General features: G+C 31.9%; 33 protein-coding genes. 3 read left to right on the top strand and 30 right to left on the bottom strand.

Going from position 1 to position 26,047, the window contains the following annotated elements:
* Positions 1-38: 38 nt before the first annotated feature.
* From LS41612_RS13255 to LS41612_RS13280, 7 genes are all read right to left on the bottom strand, one after another.
* A complete protein-coding gene (locus tag LS41612_RS13255) occupies positions 39-656 on the bottom strand; it encodes a hypothetical protein (protein WP_024361923.1) in 618 nt (205 codons plus the stop codon).
* A 283-nt stretch (positions 657-939) separates the two neighbouring features.
* Positions 940-2,090, bottom strand: a protein-coding gene (locus tag LS41612_RS13260; protein WP_105928880.1) for an IS3 family transposase whose coding sequence is annotated in 2 segments (ribosomal slippage) — positions 940-1,817 and positions 1,817-2,090 — 1,152 coding nt in all. Because the reading frame shifts where the segments join, the coding sequence is not laid out codon by codon here.
* Positions 2,091-2,210: 120 nt separating this feature from the next.
* A complete protein-coding gene (locus LS41612_RS13265) occupies positions 2,211-2,846 on the bottom strand; it encodes a response regulator transcription factor (protein ID WP_024363680.1) in 636 nt (211 codons plus the stop codon).
* A gap of 576 nt (positions 2,847-3,422) precedes the next feature.
* Positions 3,423-3,590: a hypothetical protein gene (locus tag LS41612_RS23335; RefSeq protein ID WP_167331266.1), complete on the bottom strand. Its 168-nt coding sequence runs from the start codon at positions 3,588-3,590 to the stop codon at positions 3,423-3,425.
* Between the two features lie 4 nt (positions 3,591-3,594).
* Complete coding sequence (locus tag LS41612_RS23340) at positions 3,595-3,768, bottom strand: helix-hairpin-helix domain-containing protein (RefSeq protein WP_162832723.1); 174 nt, start codon at positions 3,766-3,768, stop codon at positions 3,595-3,597.
* A 198-nt stretch (positions 3,769-3,966) separates the two neighbouring features.
* Positions 3,967-4,725 carry a helix-turn-helix domain-containing protein gene (locus LS41612_RS13275; RefSeq protein WP_024363679.1) on the bottom strand — a complete coding sequence of 253 codons (759 nt, stop codon included), beginning with the start codon at positions 4,723-4,725 and terminating at the stop codon, positions 3,967-3,969.
* A gap of 350 nt (positions 4,726-5,075) precedes the next feature.
* The gene (locus tag LS41612_RS13280; protein ID WP_051147757.1) at positions 5,076-6,299 is read right to left on the bottom strand and encodes an MFS transporter; all 1,224 of its coding nucleotides are present in this window, start codon (positions 6,297-6,299) and stop codon (positions 5,076-5,078) included.
* A 420-nt stretch (positions 6,300-6,719) separates the two neighbouring features.
* Between LS41612_RS13280 and LS41612_RS13285 the strand changes: the two genes are divergently transcribed.
* From LS41612_RS13285 to LS41612_RS13295, 3 genes are read left to right on the top strand one after another with little or no spacing between them, the layout of a single operon-like run.
* Positions 6,720-7,589 (top strand): S8 family peptidase, encoded by an 870-nt coding sequence (locus LS41612_RS13285; protein WP_080653357.1) that lies wholly within the window; start codon positions 6,720-6,722, stop codon positions 7,587-7,589.
* A gap of 15 nt (positions 7,590-7,604) precedes the next feature.
* The gene (locus tag LS41612_RS13290; protein WP_080653356.1) at positions 7,605-8,420 is read left to right on the top strand and encodes an SAR2788 family putative toxin; all 816 of its coding nucleotides are present in this window, start codon (positions 7,605-7,607) and stop codon (positions 8,418-8,420) included.
* Positions 8,417-8,872, top strand: coding sequence for a hypothetical protein (locus tag LS41612_RS13295; protein WP_227665435.1), 456 nt, complete (start codon positions 8,417-8,419; stop codon positions 8,870-8,872). The genes LS41612_RS13290 and LS41612_RS13295 overlap by 4 nt, the downstream gene beginning before the upstream one ends.
* Positions 8,873-9,132: 260 nt before the next feature.
* Here the strand turns inward: LS41612_RS13295 and LS41612_RS13300 are convergent, their stop codons facing one another.
* The 23 genes from LS41612_RS13300 to LS41612_RS13410 all read right to left on the bottom strand — a co-directional run bounded on the left by LS41612_RS13300 (position 9,133) and on the right by LS41612_RS13410 (position 25,493).
* Entirely contained in the window at positions 9,133-9,819 is a 687-nt protein-coding gene (locus LS41612_RS13300) for an MBL fold metallo-hydrolase (protein ID WP_024363674.1), read from the bottom strand.
* Between the two features lie 238 nt (positions 9,820-10,057).
* On the bottom strand, positions 10,058-11,059 hold the full coding sequence (locus tag LS41612_RS13305) for a hypothetical protein (protein WP_024363673.1): 1,002 nt from the start codon (positions 11,057-11,059) through the stop codon (positions 10,058-10,060).
* A 15-nt stretch (positions 11,060-11,074) separates the two neighbouring features.
* The gene (locus tag LS41612_RS13310) at positions 11,075-11,902 is read right to left on the bottom strand and encodes a hypothetical protein (RefSeq protein ID WP_024363672.1); all 828 of its coding nucleotides are present in this window, start codon (positions 11,900-11,902) and stop codon (positions 11,075-11,077) included.
* Positions 11,903-12,053: 151 nt separating this feature from the next.
* Entirely contained in the window at positions 12,054-12,494 is a 441-nt protein-coding gene (locus LS41612_RS13315) for a toxin-antitoxin system YwqK family antitoxin (RefSeq protein ID WP_024363671.1), read from the bottom strand.
* Positions 12,495-12,744: 250 nt separating this feature from the next.
* Positions 12,745-13,092: a hypothetical protein gene (locus LS41612_RS13320; RefSeq protein WP_024363670.1), complete on the bottom strand. Its 348-nt coding sequence runs from the start codon at positions 13,090-13,092 to the stop codon at positions 12,745-12,747.
* 284 nt (positions 13,093-13,376) lie between these two features.
* Positions 13,377-14,573 carry a serine hydrolase domain-containing protein gene (locus tag LS41612_RS13325; protein WP_024363669.1) on the bottom strand — a complete coding sequence of 399 codons (1,197 nt, stop codon included), beginning with the start codon at positions 14,571-14,573 and terminating at the stop codon, positions 13,377-13,379.
* A gap of 53 nt (positions 14,574-14,626) precedes the next feature.
* Complete coding sequence (locus LS41612_RS13330; protein WP_024363668.1) at positions 14,627-15,064, bottom strand: MarR family winged helix-turn-helix transcriptional regulator; 438 nt, start codon at positions 15,062-15,064, stop codon at positions 14,627-14,629.
* A gap of 274 nt (positions 15,065-15,338) precedes the next feature.
* Positions 15,339-15,875, bottom strand: coding sequence for a hypothetical protein (locus LS41612_RS13335; RefSeq protein WP_024363667.1), 537 nt, complete (start codon positions 15,873-15,875; stop codon positions 15,339-15,341).
* Between the two features lie 96 nt (positions 15,876-15,971).
* Entirely contained in the window at positions 15,972-16,487 is a 516-nt protein-coding gene (locus tag LS41612_RS13340) for an imm68 putative immunity domain-containing protein (RefSeq protein ID WP_024363666.1), read from the bottom strand.
* Positions 16,488-16,607: 120 nt separating this feature from the next.
* On the bottom strand, positions 16,608-17,066 hold the full coding sequence (locus LS41612_RS13345; protein ID WP_024363665.1) for an SMI1/KNR4 family protein: 459 nt from the start codon (positions 17,064-17,066) through the stop codon (positions 16,608-16,610).
* Between the two features lie 29 nt (positions 17,067-17,095).
* The gene (locus tag LS41612_RS13350; RefSeq protein ID WP_024363664.1) at positions 17,096-17,617 is read right to left on the bottom strand and encodes a hypothetical protein; all 522 of its coding nucleotides are present in this window, start codon (positions 17,615-17,617) and stop codon (positions 17,096-17,098) included.
* A 105-nt stretch (positions 17,618-17,722) separates the two neighbouring features.
* Positions 17,723-18,202 (bottom strand): hypothetical protein, encoded by a 480-nt coding sequence (locus LS41612_RS13355; protein WP_024363663.1) that lies wholly within the window; start codon positions 18,200-18,202, stop codon positions 17,723-17,725.
* 429 nt (positions 18,203-18,631) lie between these two features.
* A complete protein-coding gene (locus tag LS41612_RS13360; RefSeq protein WP_024363662.1) occupies positions 18,632-19,090 on the bottom strand; it encodes an Imm44 family immunity protein in 459 nt (152 codons plus the stop codon).
* 206 nt (positions 19,091-19,296) lie between these two features.
* Positions 19,297-19,806, bottom strand: a complete 510-nt coding sequence (locus LS41612_RS13365) for an SMI1/KNR4 family protein (RefSeq protein WP_024363661.1) — start codon at positions 19,804-19,806, stop codon at positions 19,297-19,299.
* Positions 19,807-19,962: 156 nt separating this feature from the next.
* Entirely contained in the window at positions 19,963-20,187 is a 225-nt protein-coding gene (locus LS41612_RS13370; RefSeq protein ID WP_024363660.1) for a hypothetical protein, read from the bottom strand.
* Positions 20,188-20,196: 9 nt separating this feature from the next.
* The gene (locus LS41612_RS13375) at positions 20,197-21,105 is read right to left on the bottom strand and encodes an ankyrin repeat domain-containing protein (RefSeq protein ID WP_024363659.1); all 909 of its coding nucleotides are present in this window, start codon (positions 21,103-21,105) and stop codon (positions 20,197-20,199) included.
* Between the two features lie 71 nt (positions 21,106-21,176).
* Positions 21,177-21,614 carry an SMI1/KNR4 family protein gene (locus LS41612_RS13380; protein ID WP_024363658.1) on the bottom strand — a complete coding sequence of 146 codons (438 nt, stop codon included), beginning with the start codon at positions 21,612-21,614 and terminating at the stop codon, positions 21,177-21,179.
* An 87-nt stretch (positions 21,615-21,701) separates the two neighbouring features.
* Positions 21,702-22,082, bottom strand: a complete 381-nt coding sequence (locus LS41612_RS13385) for a hypothetical protein (RefSeq protein WP_024363657.1) — start codon at positions 22,080-22,082, stop codon at positions 21,702-21,704.
* 108 nt (positions 22,083-22,190) lie between these two features.
* Positions 22,191-22,568, bottom strand: coding sequence for a hypothetical protein (locus LS41612_RS13390; protein ID WP_024363656.1), 378 nt, complete (start codon positions 22,566-22,568; stop codon positions 22,191-22,193).
* Between the two features lie 95 nt (positions 22,569-22,663).
* Positions 22,664-23,311 carry a hypothetical protein gene (locus tag LS41612_RS13395; protein WP_024363655.1) on the bottom strand — a complete coding sequence of 216 codons (648 nt, stop codon included), beginning with the start codon at positions 23,309-23,311 and terminating at the stop codon, positions 22,664-22,666.
* Between the two features lie 127 nt (positions 23,312-23,438).
* Positions 23,439-23,975: an imm11 family protein gene (locus LS41612_RS13400; RefSeq protein ID WP_024363654.1), complete on the bottom strand. Its 537-nt coding sequence runs from the start codon at positions 23,973-23,975 to the stop codon at positions 23,439-23,441.
* 163 nt (positions 23,976-24,138) lie between these two features.
* Entirely contained in the window at positions 24,139-24,810 is a 672-nt protein-coding gene (locus tag LS41612_RS13405) for a hypothetical protein (RefSeq protein ID WP_024363653.1), read from the bottom strand.
* A gap of 68 nt (positions 24,811-24,878) precedes the next feature.
* On the bottom strand, positions 24,879-25,493 hold the full coding sequence (locus LS41612_RS13410; RefSeq protein ID WP_158694862.1) for an Imm43 family immunity protein: 615 nt from the start codon (positions 25,491-25,493) through the stop codon (positions 24,879-24,881).
* Between the last annotated feature and the right edge of the window lie 554 nt (positions 25,494-26,047).

Here is a 26,047-nt window from a genome sequence, read left to right on the forward strand (position 1 = left end):
AGCGAATATATTTTGATACTGCTGTTATCATATAGTTGTCATCTTGTTAATGAGTGGCTATAAAATTCGTCTTTTATTCTGTCCAGATATAAATTACTATCTTCCCCATCTTCTTGAGGGTAACGCGCCATTAAAACAGGCATTAGCTTATCCCATAATGTGTCCATCACATAAAAATCTCGATCAAAGCTATAATCTAATTTATAAAGAGATATCCCCAGTGCCTTTGCGTAGCGTTCCTTTTCTGGCAATACGATATCCGCAACATTTGTAGCAATATATTGATTGACTTCATCTTGGGAGATACTTACACCATAAATCGCTTTCGCAATTCGTATCGCATCTATATACCTTTCTGTTTCCTCTACAGCGGCTTTTTCCAAGTAAGCATTGTCATGTTTCAAATGACTCATTTCATTATGAACTTTTAATCTAAACTCTGCTTTTCTTTTATCCAACGATTCTTCTACTAAAGCTAAACCACTTTCTTTAGTAGTTTCTTGAAGTTTATGGGCTATATCAGGCATTTCGTCTAATACTTTAGCTACAGCATATTCATGCTCAATCCTCTCCCTACTTACAGCATTTTGTTCTTTACCAAATACAATTTTGCTACTAATGCCGATTGTTAACAGAAGTGCATAGACAGCAATCATAATTCTTTTCTTAGGGCATACAAATTTCTCCTTTCGATAAGCTGTTAAATTAATTTTATCTTGCCCATAACCGACATTTCAACCGACAATATTTTTGTCGGTACCGTCAAAATTTCTGTCGGTCACGATTAAATTTCCTTTTTTAACAATCTTCTAAATACCCTAAGTTCGAGCTTTTTCGCTTCTAGTAAATGCTAATGGCAAATGATGACGTCCAATTAAAAAAACTAAAAAAGTGCCGATGGGACTGACCCCGATATATAAGACAGTAATCAAAAAAGCATTACCCAACCAGTTGTCGGTATTGAACCGGCGACTGGTTGTTTAGTTTCGTTTGAATTCGGTTATTGTTATAATAGTTTATATAGTCTTTGACAGTTTGTTCTACGATGGCCGTCGTAGTACTGTTCAAATTGTCTAAGTAGAATGTTTCAGACTTTAACACAGAATGAAACGATTCGATTGGGGCATTATCAGCGGGCGTACCTTTACGGGACATGCTCATGGTAATGCCTTTTGCTTTTACGGCCTGTTGATAATCATACGATGTGTATACCGCCCCTTGGTCACTGTGCAACGTACACCCTTCGGGCAAATGATGAAGTTGAGCTAATGTATCCAGCACAAAATCAGTATCTTGGCAGTCTCCAATCGAATAGGCAATAATTTCACCATTATATAAATCTTGAATACTTGAAAGATACAACTGTTTTTGACCAAATGGCAAGTAAGTAATATCAGTTACGAGCTTCTGTAACGGTGCGGTGGCTTCAAAATCGCGATTTAATAAATTTGCTGCGATTGCATAAGGTTGTCCTGTTCGTTTCCGTTTTTTCACTTTCACGCGACATTGCCAACCATATTTTTGCATGATACGTTGAACCACTTTATGATTGACGCACATTTCTTGACGTAAGAGTGCTGTAATTTTTCTGTAGCCATAGCGAAATTTATTTGCTCGACAGAGTTCACCGATACGTCTCTCTATTGCTTGACGAGACCTTGCATCGGTTGATGCCTGTTTCCAACGATAGTAGGTAGATCGTGCAATCCCAAAGTGTTTACAAATGTCCTTTACAGACATCATGCTTCTTAGTGACGCAACTAACTGTACTGCTACTTCTCCAACCACTTCCTCTCCAACTCTGCGTACTTTTTTAGCACCTCAATTTGTTGCTTTAAATAACGGTTTTCCAATGCTAATTTCGTTTGTTCATTGTCCGGTTCAGGACCCTTATTAAAGATATATTGTTTGCCTACAGGTTGTTTCAAACGATTGACTTCACCATTTCTATACCAACGCACCCATGTTTCGACCTGTGTTTTATGGCGTATATTTAATTCCAATAGAATCTGTTTGACAGGTACACCCGCTAATCGCATCTTAATCGCTTTCATTTTTACTTCATAGGGATAACTCACTCTTGTTCCCATAGAAAAAACACCTCCAAATTGAAATTTAAGTATCTATACCCGAATTTCAATCGAAGATGCTTTTTTTATTTGTCTATACCTATTGGGGTCAGTTCCGATTTCCCTCGACACTTTTTATCATCAATTATCTTTCATTTCATTAAGCAATTGTTTCTCTTTTGCAATCTCAACCGCTTCTAGCCGTGTAGACACACCTAATAGGCTAAAAAGCTGTGTTAAATGGCGTTCTACCGTACGTACAGAAACATTGCATATTGCTGCAATTTTCTTATTTGGGTAGCCGTTCATTAACATCTGCAGCAATTTTAGTTCTCGATGCGTTAACTTTAAATTAGCATATCGATCATTTATTTTCTCATTTACATAATCTAAAAAATCGGTTGGAATCACAATCTTCTCTTGAAAGCTTAAACGAATTGTTGAGATGATTTGATCAATCGGAGCGGTTTTTACAAGAATGCCCTCCACTTTTTTCTCCACTAATAGGGGATAATAGGAACAAACACCATCAGTCGTATATAAAATAATAATTGCTTGTTCCTGCTGTGCTTTAATTTCTGTCGTAAGTTCTAGATTGTTATTGGTGGCAATACAAGCATCAATTAAATATACATGGAATTCTTCCTCTTGCATTCTATCAAGAACCTTATGAGGATTCTTCTCAATTTCAAAATTAAGATCTTCTATCTCCAGTGACAACGTTTTTAACCCTTTTAAAACAATTGGATGATCATCCACAACTAAAACTGAAATCAATCGTATCCCTTCCTTCGAAAAGTTTTCATTTAAAGTTGCGACACATTTACAGTATCAACCACATTTTTTATGTACTATTTCTATTATTATTTACTTACCAATCTTATTTAAATAGTATCTAGCATTAGCAAAAAAGATCGTTCCAAAAAAGAACAACATACAAATAATCCAACTAGCATGGCTGAATAACGACCACCTAACATAAATTCACTAATCAAATTTACAAAAATAATAAGCATCATCATTACATATAAAGCGATTAAATATTTCATTTTATCCACCTCTAACTAAATTCATCGTAAGTCTAGAGCAATTGAAATAAATACTACCCTCTACATAACTTCCCTACAAATTTTTTTAAACCTATAACATGTGAGCTTAGAAAACACGAAACGAATAAAAAAACAGTCAATTAAAGGGCTTTTACCTTCTCAATCGACTGTTTTCTTGTTTTCACACGCCACTTACAATGTTAAGACATGGGATAAATTACGTTTCCAGCCTATTGATTGAATTGAAATTGTGAATACAAAACATACCTATGTACTTGCCTCAACCTCTTTATAAGAATTAAACCTACTGTAACTTCTTGCGCATCCTTCTTGAGTATATAAAGCCTGCCCCAATAAAGAAAACGAGCATCATTCCTTTTATAATTGGAAACATAAATAGCTTACTTACAATAAAAATAACAAGGATATAATAGACGACCATGGCTATTAAAAATAATGTGAGTTTATTCAATCCATTACCTACTTTCTTTTAATGCCACTTCTATTGCTGCGAGTGCTTTGGGGCCTATTCCATGTAGATTTTTTAATGTCGCTAAGTCGACCTCTTTTAATTGTTGCAATTGTGTATAGCCAGCAGCATTTAATGCTCGAATAGCTGGCTTAGCGACGCCTTTGGGCCATTCCGTCATAGAAGTACCACCCTTTCTTTTTCCGATGAGTCAGCTGTATTTAAGTATGACTACCATAGCCATATCTTAATCAAGAGTTTAAACATTGACAGTCTTTCTTAAGACTTATTATGCAAGTGGTCCTAATGAAATGCAATGATGTACTTAGTTTAGTATTGCTTTATTTCCTGTTCTACTAACTGTAATAACATGAATTGTTCAAGCGCCATCAAAATATTTTTCCCCTTTCGTATCCATTTTCCACCTGCTTGTCCGAGGTGATTCAGACAGATCCCCTGTTTTGCATAAAGATATCGCGTTTGAAATTTCTTTTTGTGCTTTTGAATATTTTTTATCTTGTATTAATAGCAAAGTAATATTCATCGAAATATTAATTTTCAAACGTGAAACATGACGAAAGTTTTTATACAAAGCAATATGCCGTAAAGCAAATTGTTTGATTTGAAGAACTGTTGGTAAAGGGAATAAAAATAAAATGGCATTTAACATATATAAATCCGCTACAAAAAGTTGGTTATATTTAGATAAGTCTTGCCAAACTGGTTCAACAATAGCCCTCGCTTGCTCCAAATCACCTGCTTTAGCTAGAATGATTAATCCATCTAAAATAGTAGAAATATGAATAATCTGTTGATCTTCCCTAGCTTCTTTTAAATAAAGTCTACATTTTTCCTTCAGTCTATAAAGTACTATTTCATTGTTATAGGGTAAACGAAAAAATTGGATGATTATATCATCCCGTTTACTATATTGATAGCCATTTTGAATATAAAAAAATTCCTCAAATGTTATACCTAGTTGATTTACTATCCCATGCATCGAGGCAAAGGTGATGTCCGTATTGTTATTCTCAAACTTTGAATACGCACCCTGTGTTAAAAAATGAGCTGCCACATGTTTTTGCGTATACCCTTTGCTAATCCTTATTTGTTTTGTAATCTCACCATAACCTTTCACGTTACCATTCACTCCTTACAAAATATTCTTTTATGAATATTTTTCTAAAATGATTGAAATGTATGCAATGATGTAGTTAACAAGGGGGTATTTAAATTGATCAATGAGGTCAAGATGGAAATAACAACTTCAACACTTTGGTTAATCGGTACTGGGAGAGGAAGCTAATTTGAAGAAAATCAAACTATTCTTAAAACCACTCTCCCCTGTTTCAAAATCGAGTAACGTACCAAATCTACCTTTATTGTACAATTAGCGTTTTTTTGTTGTCCATTAATAAAAGCCTTGCAAACCTCTTGAAAGAAAGGGGCTTGCAAAGCGTATTAATGGAAGTCAGAGCTTTCGCTCCATCAATTCGAATATTCGATTTTTTTCTTTTGTTCACGACCTAATACTTTTATTGAGACTAATGCAGTAACGACAGTTAGCAAGCCTAATATCCCCATAACAAGGTTTGGATTAATAGAATCTAATAACACACCCGTAAAAACTTGTCCGACTGGAATGGATATTAATAAGGCAGCACTTAAAAATCCAAAAAATCTTCCTTGCTTTTCAACGGGAATTTTTCTTCTATACATTATGCCAAAATAAGTATTCCCCATACCAAACGCTATACCCGATAAAAAGTAGAAAATCGTTAGTACGCGTGGTGCATTCGCTAGACTCATCAATATATTAAAAAACCCCATGACCGCACAACATATAAAACCGTAAATAAATATGCTGGATTGTACTTTCCATTTCATTGACATAAAAGCCCCAATGATTACCCCAACAGGTGAGCCAACAAAAATAAGGCTCCACCATAATGAGCTTACTTCCATATTAATAACGATTACTCGTAGTGTTAACATAATTGCTGCACCTAAAATATTGATAATAGCCGCGCTAAAAAGAAAGGTTTTTAATATCTTATCTTGGAAAAGAATAGACACGCCTTCCTTTAAGTCTACTAGAAAAGATTGTTTCGCTTTAGCTTTATGCTGTTCTGTAATATTTGAAGTTAACAATATAAGAAGAGAAAGAACGAAGCACAACCCATTAATAAGAAAGAAGTTTCCTGGACTAAACACGCTAAATAACAGACCACCTAACGTTGGCGCTAAAACGCTCTCTAGCTGATTCGATGTTTGTCTAATAGCTACAGCCTCCTGTAGCTCATCATCATTGACAATAATTGTGAGCGCAACATTGGCTGCTGGGGAATGTAACGTACTACCAAATGAATAAACAATAAAAATAAGGAGTATATATAAAAAATCAAAATAGCCCAAAATTGTAATAACGGCAAGTAAAATCAATAACAAACAGCGTATACTGTTTGCGACAAGCATTAAATTTTTTTTATATAATCTATCGACAAAAGTCCCCATAAACGGAGAAAGAATCACGATAGCAATTGTACTGCAAGCACTTAAAATGGAAACGAAGATGGATGATCTTGTTACTTCTAAAATCCATAGAGGTAAAATAAAGAGGATAATTTTATCTGCCAGACCTGATAGAAATTGTGCATAAAAAATTTGTGTGAATTGTTTATTAATAAAATAGACTTTCGGAATGAATTTCATACTTACTCACTCCTCGATTTTCTCTACTTCATTTATATTTCAAAAAACTTCTACTACATTATGCCTAACCTCCCTTCCCCCATCATCCTGTACTAAATCTATCATGTTAAGTTTCTTTATTTATACAAATATACAAAAATTTTAACCCATATAATCAAAATATTCCTAAAAGAATACTAGAAAATAATATTCCATCTCTTCTTTCCTCCCACTATAAAATCGTAGGAACTTATCTTTAAATATTCTTTTGCGAATATTTTGAAATATCTAATCAATCATCACTTATTATAAAAATATCAAAATGAGGATATTAGTTGAGTCATCAATATCCAAATCTATCTAGAAGTCAGTTCTTAAGATTATTTGGAGATAAGAAAGGGTGATTGAAATATTAAAAAACGCATTTTAGTTGTGCTTGTTATGTTGTTACTAGCGTTCCTTATAGGTTATTCCATTCAAAAGTTTGCTCGATATGAAGACAGTGCAATTTGGGGGTATCATGCGATTCATTCAACTTCTGGAAAGAGCGAAAAACCAACTAATAAAAAGATTAAAGTAGCGATATTGGATAGTGGTATTTCCCATCATGCTGCTTTAAAAAATAAGATCGTTGCGTCGTATAACGCTATCGAAACGGACCAAGAACCAATTGATGAGTTAAACCATGGGACAGCCATTGCCGGGATTATCGGTTCATCTCATAATAAAATGGGCTTTTCTGGAATCGCAAAGGATAATGTAGAGATTTATAATGTCAAAGTTTTAAATACCAAAGGTAAAAGTGACTTTCAAACAGTTATCAACGGTATCGAATGGAGTATCAAAAATGATGTAGATATTATCAATATCAGCTTTGGATTTGAAACAAATAATCTGGAATTTGAAAAGGTTATAAAGAAAGCTTTAGCCGAAGGAATTATTATTGTAGCAGCTTCTGGTAACACACTAGGATTAAGGGTTGATTACCCAGCGAAATACGAAGGTGTCATTTCAGTTTCTGCATTAAAACCTGATTTCACAAGCTATAGCTACTCTGGAAAAGGCAAAATCGATTACGCCGCACCAGGTAAAAATATCTTATCTACTGACAAAAATGGTGGCTACAGCATATTTAATGGAACATCTTTTGCGGCAGCTTTCGTTACTGGCTCTATTGCTTATTTACTTGGAAACACTAATGAAAAGATTAATAGTACTAATTTAAATAGCTTTCTAGCACCTTACGTGAAAGATTTAGGACTACCTGGATTTGATGAAGAATACGGACATGGTTTTATACAACTTAATTAGGAAAAGGAGTAATGAATGATGAAAAAATTCTTAATTAAATTAATTGTAATAACAATGCTAATTTCTCTTGTACCAAGTGTTGATCCACTCAAATCTTACGCAAATGATGAAGCGAACACGATCGAATATAATACGATTGAAGTCGAAAATGAAATACTACAAGAGCTCGGAATCGATGATACTGAACAATTTGATTTAAATGTCGAACAAGATAATGATTTGGTCACAGTATATACTGACATAAATACAACAGATGTTCATGTATCCACTGTAATATATTATGATACAATTACCGAATCCATTTTATTGCATGGTACAGTGGAAGAAGATGGAGAAAAAATCTCCCATGAATATGAAGTAATCGTTCATACAAATGAAGGACAGGAGTTCTCAGCAACTTTTGTCGATCAAACTGATGGCGAAATTTATGATATCGATACACTAGAAGCCCAATCTTCTGCTTTACCAGTAGTCATTATAGCCGCCGTAGCAAGATACGGTATTTCATATGCTATAAAAAAATACGGTAGAAAAGCTACAACGAATGCGATTCGCAGTAGAAATTTTGATAAAGTATTGTCTTCTGTATCAAGATTAGATGCTAATTCACGCAAGCACATCCTAGATCCAAAACATGATTGGCATAAAGTAACGAAGAATAATTGGGATGATGTAGCAAAGGTCATGTCCCACGTCATGCGTTACGGCAAAGAGGATCCTTATAAGAGCGCAAGAAAGAAAACGTTAATGATGAATGGTCATACTATAACAGTAACTTTTGTAAGAGAAAATGGTAAAATAAAAATAAGTAATGGGTGGGTGAATAAATGATGTTAAAAAATTTGGAAAAATTAATTTTGTCTGTCAATTTTAACGAAGCTGAAAAATTATATCAAAAAAGCGATTTCGAACAATTTCATAGTGAATTAATCTCCATTGCTTATGACAACCGCAATATGATTTACTATACTTTTTTGCATTATCTTATAATGAAGAAAGAAACCGCGGAGTTACATACTCTTGCCTTTTCATTATTTGTAAACTCTTTAACACCTATTGAAGGTGCCTATCATTGTGCTCTCTATCACGCACAAAGAGCTGTAGAACTGACAAATGAACAAGATGCAGGTGACTTAGAGAATTTATTATTCCTTAATATCGTTCCTGATAAATTAGTGAGTGATCAAGAAGCGATTGACATTTGCCATAAAATTTTAGCGTTAGACCCCTCTAATAAAATTGCGAAAAGTTCCCTTAAAGAATTACAACGTAAAACTAAGTAAAATATCGATTACATTTGTAAATAGATTTACAAGCATGAGGTTAAAACGAATCCTCGTTTTAACCTCATGCTATTTAAAAAGTTCAAGCACACTTCTTATAATGATGTTATATAAGTTTGAAACACCTATTGAAGGCGCCTATCATTGTGCCCTCTTTCACGCACAAAGAGCAGTTGAATTAACAAATGAACAAGATACATTTAGCTTAGAACATTTATTATTGCTTAATATTGGTGGTATTTCAAACATGCTTCACCCTACTATAAAGCAATTTTCCCACCATGATAACAATAGTACGTGTCAGCTTGAAGGTTTTGAATTTTACGCAAAGAGTGTTTTGCGTTGTCCATGTTTAAACAAAAGTGTGGATTTGCAATAACTAATTGTTGATTTTCATTAGCAGCAGCATCCCCTGTAATAACACTATTTAACTTTGGAAAATATAATGAAATATGCCCGGATGTATGCCCAGGTGTTGCAACTACTCGACATTCGTTATATAGAATCATGTTACCATCATGGACCTTTTGATCGATTGCAATAGGTTTTAATTCCTTTAGTTGCTTGATAAACCATTTGCCAAATGCTATTTCTTCAGGTGGCATATTTTCCAGTAATTCCTCCGCCTGTACTAAGCTCTCAGACTTCATTTCGCCACTAAGATATGATGATTCTATTTCACTAGCAATAATGTTTATCCAAGGATATTTTTCTTTGAAATCATGTAAAGAGCCGATATGATCATCATCATAATGCGTAATAATAATATTCTTTAAATATTTCATTTCATAGCCACGTTTAATAATTTCATTTTCAATCAATGGTAAAAAATTTATATACCCTGTATCGACCAATGTTAGTTCATTGTTCCATACAATTAAGCTAGGATATATCGTGTTCCTTTGTCCGTTAAATTCAAATTCAATCGGTAATTCTAAAATCTCCATTATCTTTTTCCCCCATACTGTCCGCTTCTATAAGAATCAATAGATTAATTTATACATTTATTATACATGACAATATGGAATTTTTTTCAGCTTCCGAATATGCTGTCAATGCATTTGGATTTTTGCAAAGACAACATAAAGAAATGTACATTATTTTTTATTACCTTTCACTAGATATGGTACCAATTGTCATCGTCTCCTTGACTTCATAAAAAAAGAGAGCCCTTATAGCCCTCTTTTAGTTTCTTTTAAAAATTTTCACTTGTTCGTGTTTATGAACATAATCTTCTGGTAAAGGAAGTCTTCCATTTTCATCCATTTTATACTCTTTTCCTTGAATTAAAAAAACTGTATTTTCGTCGTGACCATATTTGCGCCAATCTTTTTCACGCATACCCTTGCTTTCCAAATCAACATCGTGCAAAATACCGCTCGGACTAATTCGATATCGTTTAGATCCATTATTTATGGTAAAGGGTTCTTCTGTTGTAATGCCAAAACTTTCAAAGCCCTGTAAAATCTCACTGTTATCTCTCGCTGTGTGTAACCATGAAGAACTACCTGTATGAATAAATGTTTGGATGTCCTGTAACAATTGCCGTTTTCGCTCTAAATGAACACGTTTGTGATCGGATATTTGATTATCATAATGTAATAACTTTACATATCTAGATGATCCATCATCAATAAACTGATAATTAATAATCCCATAATCAGTTGGAATGCCATAAACTTGATTGTTTTTGATAGTCAAATTAAAATTTTGATCGACATGTAGAACTTTTGCTTGGTATTGATTGTAAAAATTACTTTCTCTTGATGGAGATTCTATTATATTTGATTTTAATTTAGTCTGCTTTTTTTGAATATGTAACTCCATTTTTTTCAAAGCTGAAGCTACACTTCCTAAACTTTGAAATCCCTTTAAAACCTTATTCTTATCTCTTACACTATTTAGATAAGCAGGATTACCGGTATGAATATAATTTTGTATGCTCGCTAACATTTGGCTTTTTCCCTCTAAGGAGAAGCGTTTATAATTATTTGGATTACCTACAACTGGATGTTTCTTGATGGTCAAACGATTATCCCGCTTATGGTGATGTACTTCCCGTAATTGGGAGCCTAATTGATTTGAGTTTAAAGGAGCCTGTTGTTCTTTACGAGAAAACACCATTTTTGGATAAGATGGAGAGTTAAAAGTTTGTCTTTGAGAAATTGAACGTAGTGAATGCGACATAGCCAAGTCCTCCTATTATTTCATTTCCCGTTTATAGCTTATTAAAACAAAGGGTTGTAAAGTATAGGTTCCTGGTAAATCGAAAGAGGCAGAGTATTTAAATGCATAAGGTTGCTTTACTTTTATTTGAGCATGTTTCGGAACAGCATCTAATTGTTTTGGATTATATAAAGGGAACGTAGCATCAATCCAAGAAAAACTAGATGTTGGACGAAGGCTTCTCTTGATTGAATACAAACTAACTAAATAGCGATTTGTCTCCTTACCGCCTATTGTAAAATCTGTTAAAATTGCATCGTCAGGAATACTGCTAATGTTCGTTAAATCAAAATATTGAATATCACTCGTTGTTTTTCTTGAAGATATAGAAGAAGTACGTAAATCTACTCGATAACTTGGATTAGCATATAGATAGACTGGCTCCCCTACAATTGTTCGTAAACTATAAGGATAATTATTTCGTCCATCTTCCGAGGGTTTAATATGAATATGATAATTACCAACAATACTTGTATCAAATTCAACTTGTCTATTACCCTCGTCCCCTAATCCAGTTTTCAGAACGATTGTATCCCCTTTTGGATTTGTAATCTCTACATCGAATGTTTTTCTAGTTACCAATGTTAATTTCTCACTTCTGTTCATACCAAGGGCAACTTTATAAATTTTGCTATCCCCCTCTCCCATGATTGATGTTAAATCGCTTTTTTCAGGAATAGAAAAGTCGGTTCTATCATTTCGCTGAAGTTCTATGGTCTCTTCAGAAAGATCATTTGCGTTAGTGACCAAGGGCATAAATACAAACAAAGAGAAAATAAACAACAGAGAGAAAAATTTCTTCATTTCTAATCATCCCATCCTTCTATTCTTTTTTATTGAAAATAACTATACAATATTTTTGGTTAAATCATTTAAAATATTCCTAATTGAATATTTAAAAAATGTAAACCATATAATAGCGTCTTATTTTTCTAGCATGTTCTTTAAATATTTTTCATTTTTCATCCATTCTTACAATATAAGTTGGATTAAGTTCTATTGATCCGTTCTTTTCTTGTAATACATTGCCATGCTCATCATATTTTATAAAGCTCTCTAATCTACCTAAAACTCTATATTCAACTAATTTTAAAACACCATTTTCATAGAACTCTTTTTGTATGCCTTCTACAGTGTTTGTGTCGATATTTTTAATTTCTTTGACTTGTCCATTCGGATAATAATAAACCATTTCCCCATTCTTAACACCATTTTTTACTATATAATGGTTTGCTAAATTACCATCTTCATAACATTCATAGATTATGCCTGTAAATAGGTGTTCATTATTATTTTGATCATATTCCACTATAAATGAATCATAATCATCTCCCCCATACCCAAAATTCTTACCATTTTTCATAATGTATTCTTTGTTTAATAATTTATCTTTCAACTGTAGATACCCCCGATATTACTCAAATCCATCTAATAAATACTTACAGTGTGGACAACATTTAAACATAACCACACCTGGTTTCATTCTTAGCATTTCATTTACAGTGAGTTTGCCACAAATTAGCCCCTCACAATTTATATTTAGGAGTTTAATAATACTAAGTTTTTTATATTATTACGTTAAAATGTGTGCTTATTTATTTTCTTAACTAATAATTTTCATTTGTTAATCATTACATTAAAAATAATTAACATTCATGCCATTCATTATCATTATATTTTTCTATTAAACCCATAGTTTCAGGTTCATTTTCGGTACAAAAATTTAGTATTTCACCAATCAATAAATCTACTTCTTCTTGTTTTACTTCAAAACCTCTATGTCCATTCCAGTCACAATTGACTCTCATATCATCAAAATAATTATATTCTTCCATTTCATATAAAAACTCTCTTATTATCATTGGAAAAGCTATATTATAACCTTTAAAACTAACCCAAACAACAGTATTTCCACTATCTAATTTACTTACTTTAAATACATAATCCCCAAATCTATACCATACTGTATTTTTATACCTTTTTTCTTCTTGCATAAATTATTCCCTTCAAAAGATACCCAAGTAGCCTAAAAGAACATTCACTCAGATTTATTTTCCTTAGATAATGTTGCCATTCATTTTTTAGAGGATTCACAATCTAATCCTCTAAAATTTGTTCATACAAATTGCCTTACAGACTCTAATGATTTCTCCAATATTGCTAATTGAAAAATAAAGTTTATTTTCTACAGTATTTGCGGCAATGAGTCTTAAATTAATCCCTTTATCATGAACATACTGCTTTTTGGCTTTTCATACATGTAACTTTTGTGACTATATCAATTAACTTTTTGATAAGGTACTTCAACACCTTCATCAATAAATAATTGATTCTCGATATTTACATAACTCATCGTATTACGTATCCAATAATACGACTCATCTATTTTATAAAGCGGTACAGGCAACTGATGTTCAAATGAAATCATAAATTGTCTTTCTTTTATAATCGTAAATCTTGTGCCATGTTCATCTCCTAATTCATATCGACCCGTAATATCATCATTTTTAGAGAGCGATAATATGTCGATATGTTTTGGTGCTTCAACAGAAGATTGTATTCCCTTTAAGTAATTCATAATTTCTTGTTCATATTGAGGAAACACTTCTTGATTCGTTGCTAAAACGATCAATTCCGATGTGGATATGTTAATAAAAGCTTGTGCTGAACAACCAAGCCATCCTCCTGTATGACCAACCCAACCATCTTGAACAATAAAACCATAGCCATAATTATCAGCTAATTCTGTTGGGGTTAACATCAATTGGACATGCTCTTTGCTAATGAACTGACCTTGCAAAAATGCCTTTAAAAACTTAGCCACCTCTGCCACTGTTCCATAAATACCACCGTCACCATATGCATCATTATATTTTTCAATTTCATGAAAATACGGGTCATCCGAAACGTTTCTATATCGTTGCTCCTCATAATCATACGTTTGACCATGCGCTTCCCATTGTTTGGCAGGTTGAGTTGTTGTATAGGTAAGATTTAATGGTTCTGCAATATATTGTCGTAAATATGTTTCATATGATAAATTGCTAACTTTCTCAATTATTTTCGCAAGCAAAACATAATTCGTATTACTGTAAGACCAGTACTCCTTTGGCGCAAATTGTGGTAGCCCTACTTCAATAAATGTTTCAACACTTATTGTTGTATCTTCTGCTATGTACTCTGGTATACCGGATGTATGTGTTAGTAATTGTGCTACTGTTACTTCGGTAAAATAAGGTGCATAAAACCAATTTGAAATTTTATCTTCTAACTGTAACCGTCCTTTTTCTATTAGCTGGAACGTCATTACGGCAGTAAACATTTTACTTAATGATGCTAAATTAAATTGTGTATTTTGGTTAATATTATGCTTCTTTTCGAGTTCTTGATATCCATCATAATAGTGCTTGATTTGTCCGTTTTTTTCATAATACACTGCACCTTTAAAAGCGATATTTTTAAGTATAATCTTCATTTGTTAACCCCCTAAATAAATTAGCTATCTAACATATTGGGTATGAAGAAGCTTTATAATAACTCCTTCATCGAAATCTCCTTTAATTTTTCAACAATCCGTTCTAATTCATCTAACTCATCTGATGAAAGTTTGCAATAAATTTTATCAGCAATTTGTCGTTCTACATAATCTTGCTTCGAAAAATACTCTAAGCCATTTTCAGCTAACGTTATAAATACTTCACGCCGATTTTGTAAATTAATTTCTCGCTTGATATAATTATTCTTTTCCAACTTCGCTATTAATTGGCTAACTGCGCTAGAGCTAATATTCATTTCAATCGCAATTTCACCGACCGTAATACGTTTAGATAAGTATACAATATCTAGTACAACCGCTTGTTGCGTTGTAATACCGCTATTTAAATATTGCTTATAATGTTTATAGATCAAACGGTTTATCGTATATTCTGCTTCATTAATGCGCTTAACCTGTTCGTATAAAGACAAAAAACCACCCACTAATATGTTAGATGGCTAATATATTAGCAAGTATTTTGTCAAACGTCAATTTTATATAGAAATGTCTTACCGTTAGGGCATACAGGAGGTAAAAGGCTGATTTAGTGATAAATATCTTGTCACAATTATGTAGTACGTGTTGCAAAACGAAGGCCATAATCCAGGAATAACATGATTAATCAATCCTTTAATCTTTGCTCTTTTGATAAATGCTGTATATAAAAACTTTTCTTTCTTAGAGTTTATGAACGCCTTATCCATTCTAATCCTTTAAATTCTCAAAGATTACGGCCCAACCGTCCATTGGGCTGCCATATCCCCATAGAGGCCCCGTCATTTTATCCAATTGGTGAATCTTTTCCTGATATTGTTTCACCATCGCTTGATGCTCATCTTGTGTGTACGTATTCAAACGTTTTTCACTTACTTTATGTCGCATATTGTGCAGGAAGTTAATCATGTCACAATAAAGTGAATTATCCTCAAATGTTATGAAATCTGGAAAAATTGCATAAACTTCGTCAAAAGCATGCTGCAAATGAAGCAAGCCAAATTTCGCCAAAACCTCTGAAATATGCGGTACCAGTTCAGACTGATACGCAAAGATATAGTCCCAACCATCCGACTGCCAGTTGCCAATCGTATTGATGGCAATGTGAAGTTGAAATAACTCTGGCGAAACCTTTTCTTTAATCGTGTCCAGTCCGCCAATTTCCCATATTTTATCAGATAGCTCCGCTAAAGCCATTTCATCTGCTGGGATTTCCCCATCCCATATCTCTTTCAAGCCAATACTCATCGTAACACCACTCCTGAAATTATAATTTTACTCGTTCGCACTGTGCTATTTTCATAGCCCTCCATAAATTCTTATCTTTGCTTTTTCAATCACTGTTTACATGTTCAGTTCTGCTATAATTTCCTTACAGTGTTTTGCAATTTCTCTCATATCATCTTCAGAACAAAACTCAGTCAAATCATAATGTAAAGGGTGATGAACAAAATCCTCTACTATTCCCCTTAACAGTGCAAGCTCTTCTTTTTCTACTTTTAAAGAAATAACAGCATTTTTGTCCAAGCTACCTCCATCCAAATCCACAAGACGAACCTTTTCGTTTTTTTGACATTCAACTATAATAGCCGTAACATCCATTATAAAATTGATTGCACAACCTATATCCTGACGATGACCGTTATCGTCACTAAAGTAAATGTCCTTCGTTTGACGAAAGTCTTTTATTTCCCGAGCATTAGTCAGTTGGAAGTCTTGCAACAAATTTTTAACGTCTATCTCTACGGGGATTTCTATCTCAAATTCTCTGTTAACCAAATAATCAATTAAAGTGCAAGTATCATCTGTTCCGCCAATATATTCTCCCCACCATCGTTCAATGTACATCCTCGCTTCCATTCTGATTCCCTCCAAAGCCTTGTTATTCAAAGTAGTTCTTCAAATGACCTTTTTCTTCTCTTACAAATTTAATACTCCCCTAGCTTGTCCGTATATATTAAACAATGGACTTTATTCATATCAGAAATCATCTTCTACTTCGTCATCCAAACATTCCTCAAGATTATTGATGAATTCCATAAAACTATTTGCTAAAAATTTAATACATCTGTTCGTCACTTCTCCTAAATCTAAATAAACTAATACAATTTCCTTTGAATCAAGGTTTATACAAAAAACATTCCCTCCTGCGTCATTTGCAAATGGTAGATACTTTTCAGGAATAATCTTTTTGGACTTAAAATCCAAAAATCCCTTTTCCAATGTGTACCCTAAATTGTTATTAAATTTTAAAGGAAGAAATACATGGACCCTAGTTTCCAGACCTGAATTTTCTTCAAAATAGCATGGGTTATTAGGTACACCACCATTATATTGAAGGTAATGTTCCTTCAATTCTAAAGGTAATTGAAGGTTTAATAGGATTTCAACTTCTTCTAAATCTTTTTGTGTTAACTGAGATGAGCAACAATAAAACATTTATACTCCCCCTATGCTCTATAGTATTTTTATGTCCTTCGATTTTCTGGGTCAACGACAAAATTATACTCATCGATACTCTTTGTAAAATCAAAGTGAGGTAGTATTTGAGTAGTCCTAAAATAGAAAATATAGCCAAACTCAGTATTTGATTTCAAATTATTTCCACAGTAACCCGTTATTTTAACTGAATAATTGTTTTTTGACAACTGAACACTGTCACAATTGTCATAGCTTTCATCTTTTAAATTTTCATAGTTATAGTTTAAGTAATAATCTTTATCCCAATTCATTATCGCAGAGATATCTGATATAATGATATTTCCGCTTGTGACATGTAGCGGAAAAGGTATTGAAGTAAAAATTAAATTTTCTTTAAGTATCGCAATATTTTCCTTTTCAGGGTTAATTATTATTCGATAATAATCATCAAGTTCAGGAATTTCGTATATTGGAATAATGCAACCTTTTGATATAACCTCTCGGCCTATTTTTTCATTTTCACTAAAAAATTTTAGCAATTCGTTTTCAATAATATTATTTTTCTCCAAATAGTTTGTTAATGTTAGTGGATCAAATATTATGTATCCTATTACAAATACGTTGCGGAAAGGTTGTTCTTAGAAATCCGCTACTCGATTTCCATCTTTAATCTCCTAGACAGAAATTATTCCTTTCTTTTTCAGAAACATAAACCAATCATCATTTTCAGAATTCGGGATAATGTTACAATAATCAGATCCCAAAACAGAATTTTTAAAAAAAAAATTAAATTCTCCAAAACATTTCATAGAATCTTCATCTACGATATATGTAAAAACATTTCCATTAAATCTGTTCATTATTAATGGTTCATAAAGAATATGGCCAATGGATAACCACGATTCTTTGTCATCCTGTATATTTGAGAGAACAAATTGATTTTTTCCTAATTCACTGTAACTCCACAAATCAATATCGCCACACCGTGCTCCATTAGTTAAACGTAATAAATTGTAATAAACCCCTAATTTTAAGGTATTTGTTTCATTCATTTCTCCGATACCATCATTTAATTTTCCAAAAACAATACTTGAAGGATCTTCTTCTAAACCTTCTTTTAAGCAATCTATAATTTTTTCTATTTCTTCATACATTAAAATCAACCTCACTTCACTTTTTGGGACGCGCATTACTTTTTTGAATCCAATTTTTTGATTTATGGACTTATTTGATCAGCATATATACCCCAATAGTTTTTGCTTTTTTAAAACCTTAAGGATGTTGTATCTGGACAGCATATTAAGTTGTAATTACTAAACTTCAGTACACAAAAATTTCCATTATTTCTTTTAACCATATTATTTTCCCTTCTATTATTCAACATAATTTTTAAAAAATAATACTTAAGTAACCTGCTGGCTGCCCTCTTTCATGATTATTGTATAAATTCCCTTTTGTCTCTCATGTAAAAGTTTTAACACATGCAGGTTAAAAAACACATGTAATGAAATCACTACATGTGTAAAAGATTTATTATAATATTTCCCATAATAAATTTACATTCTTTCAGTACTGTTGCTAATTTATTTATCAAGATCCACTGACCAATCAATCTCTTCATTAAACCAATTACCCAATTTTGATGAACCATTATTCATTTTCAAAGGGATTTCTCCAGCCCATACTTTAATGTCACTTATGAACCTCTCTTTTTCAAGCCCTTCAAAGGTGTATTTTTCTAACGCAGTGTTTAAAAATTCTATAAATAGTTTCTCTAAATTATACCTTTGCTCTACTTTATACATTTTTTCATATTCTTCTACCGTAACTGCAATATCAATAGTCAAATAGTTATCTTTTTTAGTATATCTAATAAATGACTTTCTTCCATATGATTCAGGTAAGCATCTAAAGACTATCCCAATCGAAACATCGACATTGCTATATTTTGAATTAATATTAGTTTCCAATGCGTTTCTTAATTCACTAGCTAATTCACCAACTCTTGCACCAGCGGTATCTGTAACTATTGAAAAAACCATATAATAAACCTCTACTTTAAATTTAGTGTTTGTAATAAATTTAACGGTTATATTTTTATGTTTATATGCATAACTTTTATTTGACGAAACAAATTGAAGTTCTGCTATCAATGTTAAATTATTAGACTGACCGCATATTTCCCGCACCATTTCAACTTACCAATCATAAAAATCCTTTAAATCAAAAAAGAGAGTAAAGATTTTTACTACTTATTAGGAAAATCATCGGGAAATATAGGACAAATAATGTTTTCACTTAATATGTCATAGAGAAATTCACTCATAGAGCCTTTATATTTAAAGTAATTACCTGAGTTATCATCTACCAATATAACCCAGTCTCTTTGATTAATATCCACAATCCAATTCAATGTATCTCCATTTTCTGTTCGCCCCCAAGGCAATAATCCGCCGCCATTTGATGGGAATACTTCATATGGAAAGTCCTCTGGGAAATTCACCTTTAACGTTAGATAGGCTTCTTTATTTATTTTTTGTTGATTCAATAAATTTATATTCTCATTTTTTGTAAAAGGAGAGTAAATCATTATAAAGCCGCCGATAGTACAAGATCCATATAAATTGATTAACTTTTTATAATCTGATGGCAATACAACACCTAATTTACTTTCCACTTCTTCCCATTCACAAACATTATATGGAAATTTTCTCGAAATAGATTCAGGTAAAATATATTTTAACTTTTCAAAAGACATAGTCCCTCCTAAATTAACCTTTAATATTTGTGTTTGGCTGGTTTACTTTAATAGCTCCCCGTTAGCATTGAAAGCTAATAATCTCACTTGTTCCTTCGTATTTGTTTATCAAAGGCTTCGATAGGAGTTTCCCAAATATAATTAACATCTCTCGTTTTATACCTTCAATGATACTTTTCCCCACTTTGCTGAACGGTGTTTATTTAACCAATTTTCCATTTTAATTCCCTTAGGACAACCAGTTTTCGGATATTTAATGGGGATAAGTAGCAATAAACTAACTTCATCATCATCTTCCTCTACTTCCTCTACTTCCTCTACTTCCTCAGTCTGCTCTGAATTCGGATTTAATTGATAATCTGTTAGAATTAATGCATCCATGCTTTCTGGCTATTCTAGATGATTCCATTTCGTATCCGTCTTTTCAATAACCATCCCTTCGTGAAGTTCATTGCCACCAAACCTATATTTTCCCAACAGAAACATTAATTGAATCGGAAATGATTCAACGCATTTTTCTTCAACGAGTTGTAGATTTATTGGCCAATCATACGGAACACTCATCATTAATTCTATTCCTGGTGAGGATTCAAACGCACCAATAGAAAATAGTAACTTAAATTTCTTGTCTTTTTCTATTAAAGCTGTTCTTATGTCATTAGTATCTTTGTTTAATACTGTAGATAGTATTGAACCTACTTTATTATCAATATGTGCTAAAATACCGTCTCCTCTTTCGTTCATTAAATCAATTTGTTCTTGTGCCGATAATCCACCTCTTGACTTCAATAACTCAATTATGTCTTGATGTCCATACGCGGTGGCCAATTCTAATGGCGTTTGATTCAATCTACGATGTAATCTATTTATGTCAGCTCCAAAGTCCAGCAGATACTTAACAATTTCTATATGTCCCTCAATTACCGCAGAGATTAATGGGGTAATAATTCCTCTGCAATCTCCATCTACCCATGCACCTTTTAATATAAAATCTTTTATACACTCTAAATCACCATGAGAAGCGAAAAATTTTAATGGTGTATGATAAAAACCGTCTACGAAATTAATATCAATCCCAGATTTAATTAAATAGATGCATATATTTCTTTTTTCAAGAAAAGCAGCAAAATGTAACAAACTCTCATTTTTTTTCTCATCTCCATAAACGGGAACATGAATAAACTCTGGGTTTTTAGACAATAAATTATCTAATTTGTTAATATTGTTCTCACGAATTGCAGTATAAATTTCATAAAAAACCTCTTCGTTTTCTTGAAATATTTGTTCAAGTTTTGTCATTTTAAACACTACTTTCTTGGCAGCTTCAAATAGATTTTTATGTAAACCTCCATTTTTTACCTATTTATATATTAATCAATCTCAGATGCTTCAAGGTTATTTATAAAAGTGACAAAGTTATTAGATAAAAAATTAATGCTTCTTTCTGTAACCCCACCCAAGTCCATCCAAATAAGAACAACACGACCTTTTTCTAAATCTATACAAAATAAATTTCCACCCCAATCATTTGCAAAGGGCAAGTATCTATTGGGGAGTGCATTTCTATTTATTAAATCTAGGTACCTTTCTTCTAGTAACTTTGAGCTATTTTTATATTTAATAGGTGAAAACTCTGCAATTTCCGTCTCAAAATCTATATCATACCCATAAAAACAAGGTTTTACTGGTATCCCACCATTAAATTGTAAATAATGTTCTTTAAGCTGTTGTGGTAATTTAAATCCCAATATAGTCTCAACATCCTTTACATCACTTATCGTTAGTTGAGTAGAGCATTCCATAAACATCCTTTTCACTCCTTAGTAACTGCTTATATGGTACTTTTGGGTTTTATTTCTGATTCTACATTGATTTCAAACCGTTATGATGCATCGTTAGATTATAGGGCGATATAAATCTTTCCAGTAAGGAATCATTTCTTCTGAAAAAATATAAACAAAATCTTTAGAAGAAAGGTTTCCTAATTTGTCTAATGCAATGCCAAACTTGAAAAATATTTTATAGTTTCTGTTGATAAAGTACTCTTCATTTTTCAAACTAGCCAATTTAGAGCCGATTTTTGATAACAGTTTATTATCAATAAAAACATCCTCTTTACAATTTAAAGCTATTTGTATTAACTGTCCTTTTTCATTATAGATTGCTTGACTATTCTTCCAGTTTTCTGTTGTGATACCTTTTTTAGTATTCTTGCTTGTTTTTAAAAGCATTACCCATATATTTCCAACTTCACTCGGCTGCATACCTAATTTCAATAATCCTACAGATTGATACGGAGTAATTTCATATCTTAAGTTTTTCAGCTGATTCTCAATACTTCTGAATTGAGTACCTAATTTTATTCCTTTCTCATAAATTTATTTTTAGTTATCTAAATAAATTGTTATTTGAATGCCATCATCAGGACAGTCTAAACCGTAAATCGTCATGTTATATTGTGGAAATATATAGCATCCATCCACAAAATACGGATTTTCTTTTAATAAAAATTGCTTTGATTCATTCATTAAATCTATTTTTTGCTCATTCAATAAAATAATCTCTGGATTGTTTACTGATATACTTACCAAGACATCATTTACAAAATGAAATATATAATCATCATGAAATTGAAAAAATTCTTTTCCTTTGACAGGTTTCTTTTCCAATTCACCTAAGACATATTTTAAGTCTGAAGATGTCATAGATAGACTTACTTCGTTTATCCCCATTTTAGGTAATATTATTAGCTCTCTTCTCATACCTTTTACCTCTCTGTAGTTTTATAAAATCTACGAAATAGGTTCTAATAGTTGCTGACGTTTAAGGGTGAGATACCCCTCTACCATTTGATTTATTAACCGTATAAGTAATCAATTAAATTATCAGCGTATTCCTCTTTTTTCAAAATACTAATCAAAGAAGACTTTAACTTTTCAACAAAATCATCGTAGATTTCGAAAGTTTCTTCATCCATTATTTCTCCTTTGAATTTTTCATGTATTATTTCTAATGTCACGGAAAGAGCATCTAGAAAGACAGAAAAAGAATCCGCGATTGGAAATAAGGCACTCGTTTCATAACTTGCAAAAACCGGTGAATTTTCTTGGTTTGTGACAACTACAATTGGATCATCATCCTTGTCTGCAACTACAAGCCAATTTGGATTCCAATTTGGATTTTCTTTTTTTTCGGTTCCAATCCAACGAAATCCTTCTTGTCTACGAACCAATTTATCTGCGGCATACAGAAAAAGGAGGCTATTTCCTAAATCAATATCTGTACAATCTAATTGATAGCCATCAGGACGTATATTACAAATTATTTCACACTGTTGATAAAATAATATTAATTCAGGAGAAAGATAGATTTTTTCATCTACATCAAGTTTTGCTAATTTGGACCTATAACGGACTCCTCCGTTTTTTTCAACGGGGGAGTCTTCTTTTGGATATTCATTCAACGCCTCTATGAATTTAAATATTGATTTTTCTAGTTGTTTCATAAAAGTCTATCCTCGTTTCTATTTGATGTATTGCTACATCATTTTTTAACGGTCTTTTATTTTACATTCTTAACATATTTATTTGTAGTTTTATAATAATCTAAAAATTCATTTTCTACATTTAGGCTTACATTGTCCCTACCTTTCGGAAATTTAATCCATTAATTCTAGTTTCCTTAATAAAATCTACAAACTTTTGTGTACAATAATAATTTGAACTAACTTTAGCATCTCTAAATAATGTTTCATTTTCTACTTTATCTATATTAAATCTGATGTTTTCACTTTGCATCATTGCAAGAGATTCTTGCAAATCTATACCTTCAAAATTAATTGCTGTCACCACGTTAGTTACATTTATATATACATAATCTTCTGAAATACCTTTAATTTTTATTGGCAATGTTTCTATAATGTCAGGGAATTCTTCAATAAATAACTTTTCAAATTTCTTTTTTACTATTAACGTAGCCCCGTAACAACGTGAATCAAAATCTAATATCTTTCCTCTATTAAGCTTATCTTCTGAAATACCAAAAATCTCTTCTGTCCAATCTAGAGTAATTTTCTGCCCCTTAAAAGTTGAAAAAAGCCGAACATCTTCCGTATTCAAATAAGTTAAATCTTTCAAATCATGGTCATTTCCAAGTCGATATATATGCATGAACAACACACCTTTTCTGTAAATAAAAAACATATGTAATGAAAGCGTTTTTTAGCGTTTTCTTTACATATGCCCCAAATATTTATCCTTATTTTACCATAATATTTTTAATATCTCTAATTGTACAGTGATGTTTTTATTTCTTTGTAGTTGCGCTATATTACTAATTTTTCTCTGGACTAATTAAAATAACATTCTTTGAATTACGAACCTCTATACAATTGTATTTTTGATTTAAAATCTCAATTGTTTTGCCATACTTCATAATTTTGATATCTTGGATAACCAAAAAAGGTAAACTATTCAGTTTTTCTCTTATATCGTTAATAGAAAGGTTCAAATTAAAACATTTTCTTAGTTCCATAATAAATTTATTTGCTTCATTTGGTTTTCTGACTATATAAACTTTTACCTCCTCTATCAAATCAGGTTCGTCAAAAGTAAAATCATCATCTTTTATTACAGCATCATTTTCCAGCCATCTAAATAAATCGGTATCTAAAGTATAAAAAGGCAACGATAATGCACCGAAATCTTGATAGAACACGTTAAGATCGCTATTCTTTTTTAAAAACAATCCTTGCCCTCCTCCATCATCTCCTATCAAAATATATTCTGGTGCATAAGTACTTACTTCGTACAAACCGTTTCTTTCGATTGCGATGTCAAAACCATAAATATTGATTCCGTTTTCAAATGAAACTTCATTATAAGATTTCCAAAATTCAATTAGTCTCGAAGGTATATAAGTTTGAAAATAAGTATTGATTTCAGGCGCATCAATGTTTCTTGTTGTTTTAGTGATTAAGGGTGTAGACTTAAAATTTAAAATCATTTATTTCCTCCAAATAACAATGACCTAGTCTTTTTTATTATTGTAAGTTTGATAACTAAGGAACTTGATTATCGATTATAGAAAGAAAAATATTGAGGTACATCTGCCAATTCTATAAATTGAATTCCTTTCATTTGCTTTTCATCACAAAGTTGCTTAAACCTTTCTGAACAAAATAGATATCTTGCTAATTTTAAGTCATTCAAGCAAAACACGTCTCTATCATTTTCTTGTAGAACAATTTTTTGATATTTTCCAACCATATAATTTATGTCAAAAACCTTATTTTCTGGAACACTTCTTTTTGTAAACTCTGACTTCTCGTAATCAACGAAATCTTCTCTATTATAATACTTAATAAAATAATAGGGTTTTTTTACTTTAGATTTTCCCTTTGAACTAACAACTTGTAGATTTGATGTAACATACTTTTGAAAAGTATTTACTTGATTCATCAAAGTAAAAAAATCACTACTGATAATATGACCATTAAAACCCTCATAATAGTCAAATTCAATTTTATTATTAGTAATTAACCATAAATCTTTTGGCATTTCTTGTTTTTGAAAAAAGATTTTATTCCATTCGTATCCCATTCCTTCATTATATTTAGTTTCATCAAATGATTCGTGAATAACGCCCTTAATAAAAATAGGCGACTTTACATTTTTCTTAACAATCATATAGTATCTCATACTATCCCCTTAATCTTTGATATACTTAGAATATTTCCTAGATTACACAGTACCTAAGTTTTGTATTCCTAGAGGTTTTCCAAAATAAATAAATCAAAGCTGTTGAACAAGCCTAAAGTTCAAAACGTAATGTTTTATCACTTTTTTAACTTAAATTCTATAAGCAATGAGAAAATTGCAAACAGTGGAATAATCAAAAACATAGAAGTTAATCCATCAATTTTCAACACCCAAAGGTTGATACACCCTACTATCCACACCTATGATATTGATTAAAATAAAGATCAATAGGTACCGTAATGATTACGTAAATAAATAAACACCTAAAAAAATCAAAATAAATAGCATGAAATTTTCAAACATCGTAAAGTGGAGTAATTCCGATTTGGAATTGCCCGTGACAACTTGACTAACCAAGGTGTAACAAATGCCACTAACAAAGGCAAAAACAGAAGCTTAATTGTACTGTTGTGATTTTTTTCATGTAGTTACCTCATATCATTGTTGTGAAAAACATCGCTAGACACATATCTTCTCTTAAT

This window comes from Lysinibacillus sphaericus, assembly GCF_002982115.1.
Classification (GTDB): Bacteria; Bacillota; Bacilli; order Bacillales_A; family Planococcaceae; genus Lysinibacillus; species Lysinibacillus sphaericus.

Coding starts and splice junctions, on each gene's coding strand:
- LS41612_RS13305 (WP_024363673.1), bottom strand. CDS start 11,059: ATGTCGCATTCACTACGTTCAATTTCTCAAAGACAAACTTTTAACTCT.
- LS41612_RS23340 (WP_162832723.1), bottom strand. CDS start 3,768: ATGACGGAATGGCCCAAAGGCGTCGCTAAGCCAGCTATTCGAGCATTA.
- LS41612_RS13365 (WP_024363661.1), bottom strand. CDS start 19,806: ATGTCTTTTGAAAAGTTAAAATATATTTTACCTGAATCTATTTCGAGA.
- LS41612_RS13320 (WP_024363670.1), bottom strand. CDS start 13,092: ATGCAAGAAGAAAAAAGGTATAAAAATACAGTATGGTATAGATTTGGG.
- LS41612_RS13405 (WP_024363653.1), bottom strand. CDS start 24,810: ATGATTTTAAATTTTAAGTCTACACCCTTAATCACTAAAACAACAAGA.
- LS41612_RS13360 (WP_024363662.1), bottom strand. CDS start 19,090: ATGGTTTTTTCAATAGTTACAGATACCGCTGGTGCAAGAGTTGGTGAA.
- LS41612_RS13370 (WP_024363660.1), bottom strand. CDS start 20,187: ATGGATGCATTAATTCTAACAGATTATCAATTAAATCCGAATTCAGAG.
- LS41612_RS13345 (WP_024363665.1), bottom strand. CDS start 17,066: ATGTTTTATTGTTGCTCATCTCAGTTAACACAAAAAGATTTAGAAGAA.
- LS41612_RS13325 (WP_024363669.1), bottom strand. CDS start 14,573: ATGAAGATTATACTTAAAAATATCGCTTTTAAAGGTGCAGTGTATTAT.
- LS41612_RS13390 (WP_024363656.1), bottom strand. CDS start 22,568: ATGAGAAGAGAGCTAATAATATTACCTAAAATGGGGATAAACGAAGTA.
- LS41612_RS13255 (WP_024361923.1), bottom strand. CDS start 656: ATGATTGCTGTCTATGCACTTCTGTTAACAATCGGCATTAGTAGCAAA.
- LS41612_RS13280 (WP_051147757.1), bottom strand. CDS start 6,299: ATGAAATTCATTCCGAAAGTCTATTTTATTAATAAACAATTCACACAA.
- LS41612_RS13300 (WP_024363674.1), bottom strand. CDS start 9,819: ATGGAGATTTTAGAATTACCGATTGAATTTGAATTTAACGGACAAAGG.
- LS41612_RS13340 (WP_024363666.1), bottom strand. CDS start 16,487: ATGGAAGCGAGGATGTACATTGAACGATGGTGGGGAGAATATATTGGC.
- LS41612_RS13380 (WP_024363658.1), bottom strand. CDS start 21,614: ATGTTTATGGAATGCTCTACTCAACTAACGATAAGTGATGTAAAGGAT.
- LS41612_RS13285 (WP_080653357.1), top strand. CDS start 6,720: ATGTTGTTACTAGCGTTCCTTATAGGTTATTCCATTCAAAAGTTTGCT.
- LS41612_RS13290 (WP_080653356.1), top strand. CDS start 7,605: ATGATGAAAAAATTCTTAATTAAATTAATTGTAATAACAATGCTAATT.
- LS41612_RS13410 (WP_158694862.1), bottom strand. CDS start 25,493: ATGATTGTTAAGAAAAATGTAAAGTCGCCTATTTTTATTAAGGGCGTT.
- LS41612_RS13400 (WP_024363654.1), bottom strand. CDS start 23,975: ATGCATATATATCGACTTGGAAATGACCATGATTTGAAAGATTTAACT.
- LS41612_RS13395 (WP_024363655.1), bottom strand. CDS start 23,311: ATGAAACAACTAGAAAAATCAATATTTAAATTCATAGAGGCGTTGAAT.
- LS41612_RS13335 (WP_024363667.1), bottom strand. CDS start 15,875: ATGAGTATTGGCTTGAAAGAGATATGGGATGGGGAAATCCCAGCAGAT.
- LS41612_RS13295 (WP_227665435.1), top strand. CDS start 8,417: ATGATGTTAAAAAATTTGGAAAAATTAATTTTGTCTGTCAATTTTAAC.
- LS41612_RS13310 (WP_024363672.1), bottom strand. CDS start 11,902: ATGAAGAAATTTTTCTCTCTGTTGTTTATTTTCTCTTTGTTTGTATTT.
- LS41612_RS13355 (WP_024363663.1), bottom strand. CDS start 18,202: ATGTATGAAGAAATAGAAAAAATTATAGATTGCTTAAAAGAAGGTTTA.
- LS41612_RS13375 (WP_024363659.1), bottom strand. CDS start 21,105: ATGACAAAACTTGAACAAATATTTCAAGAAAACGAAGAGGTTTTTTAT.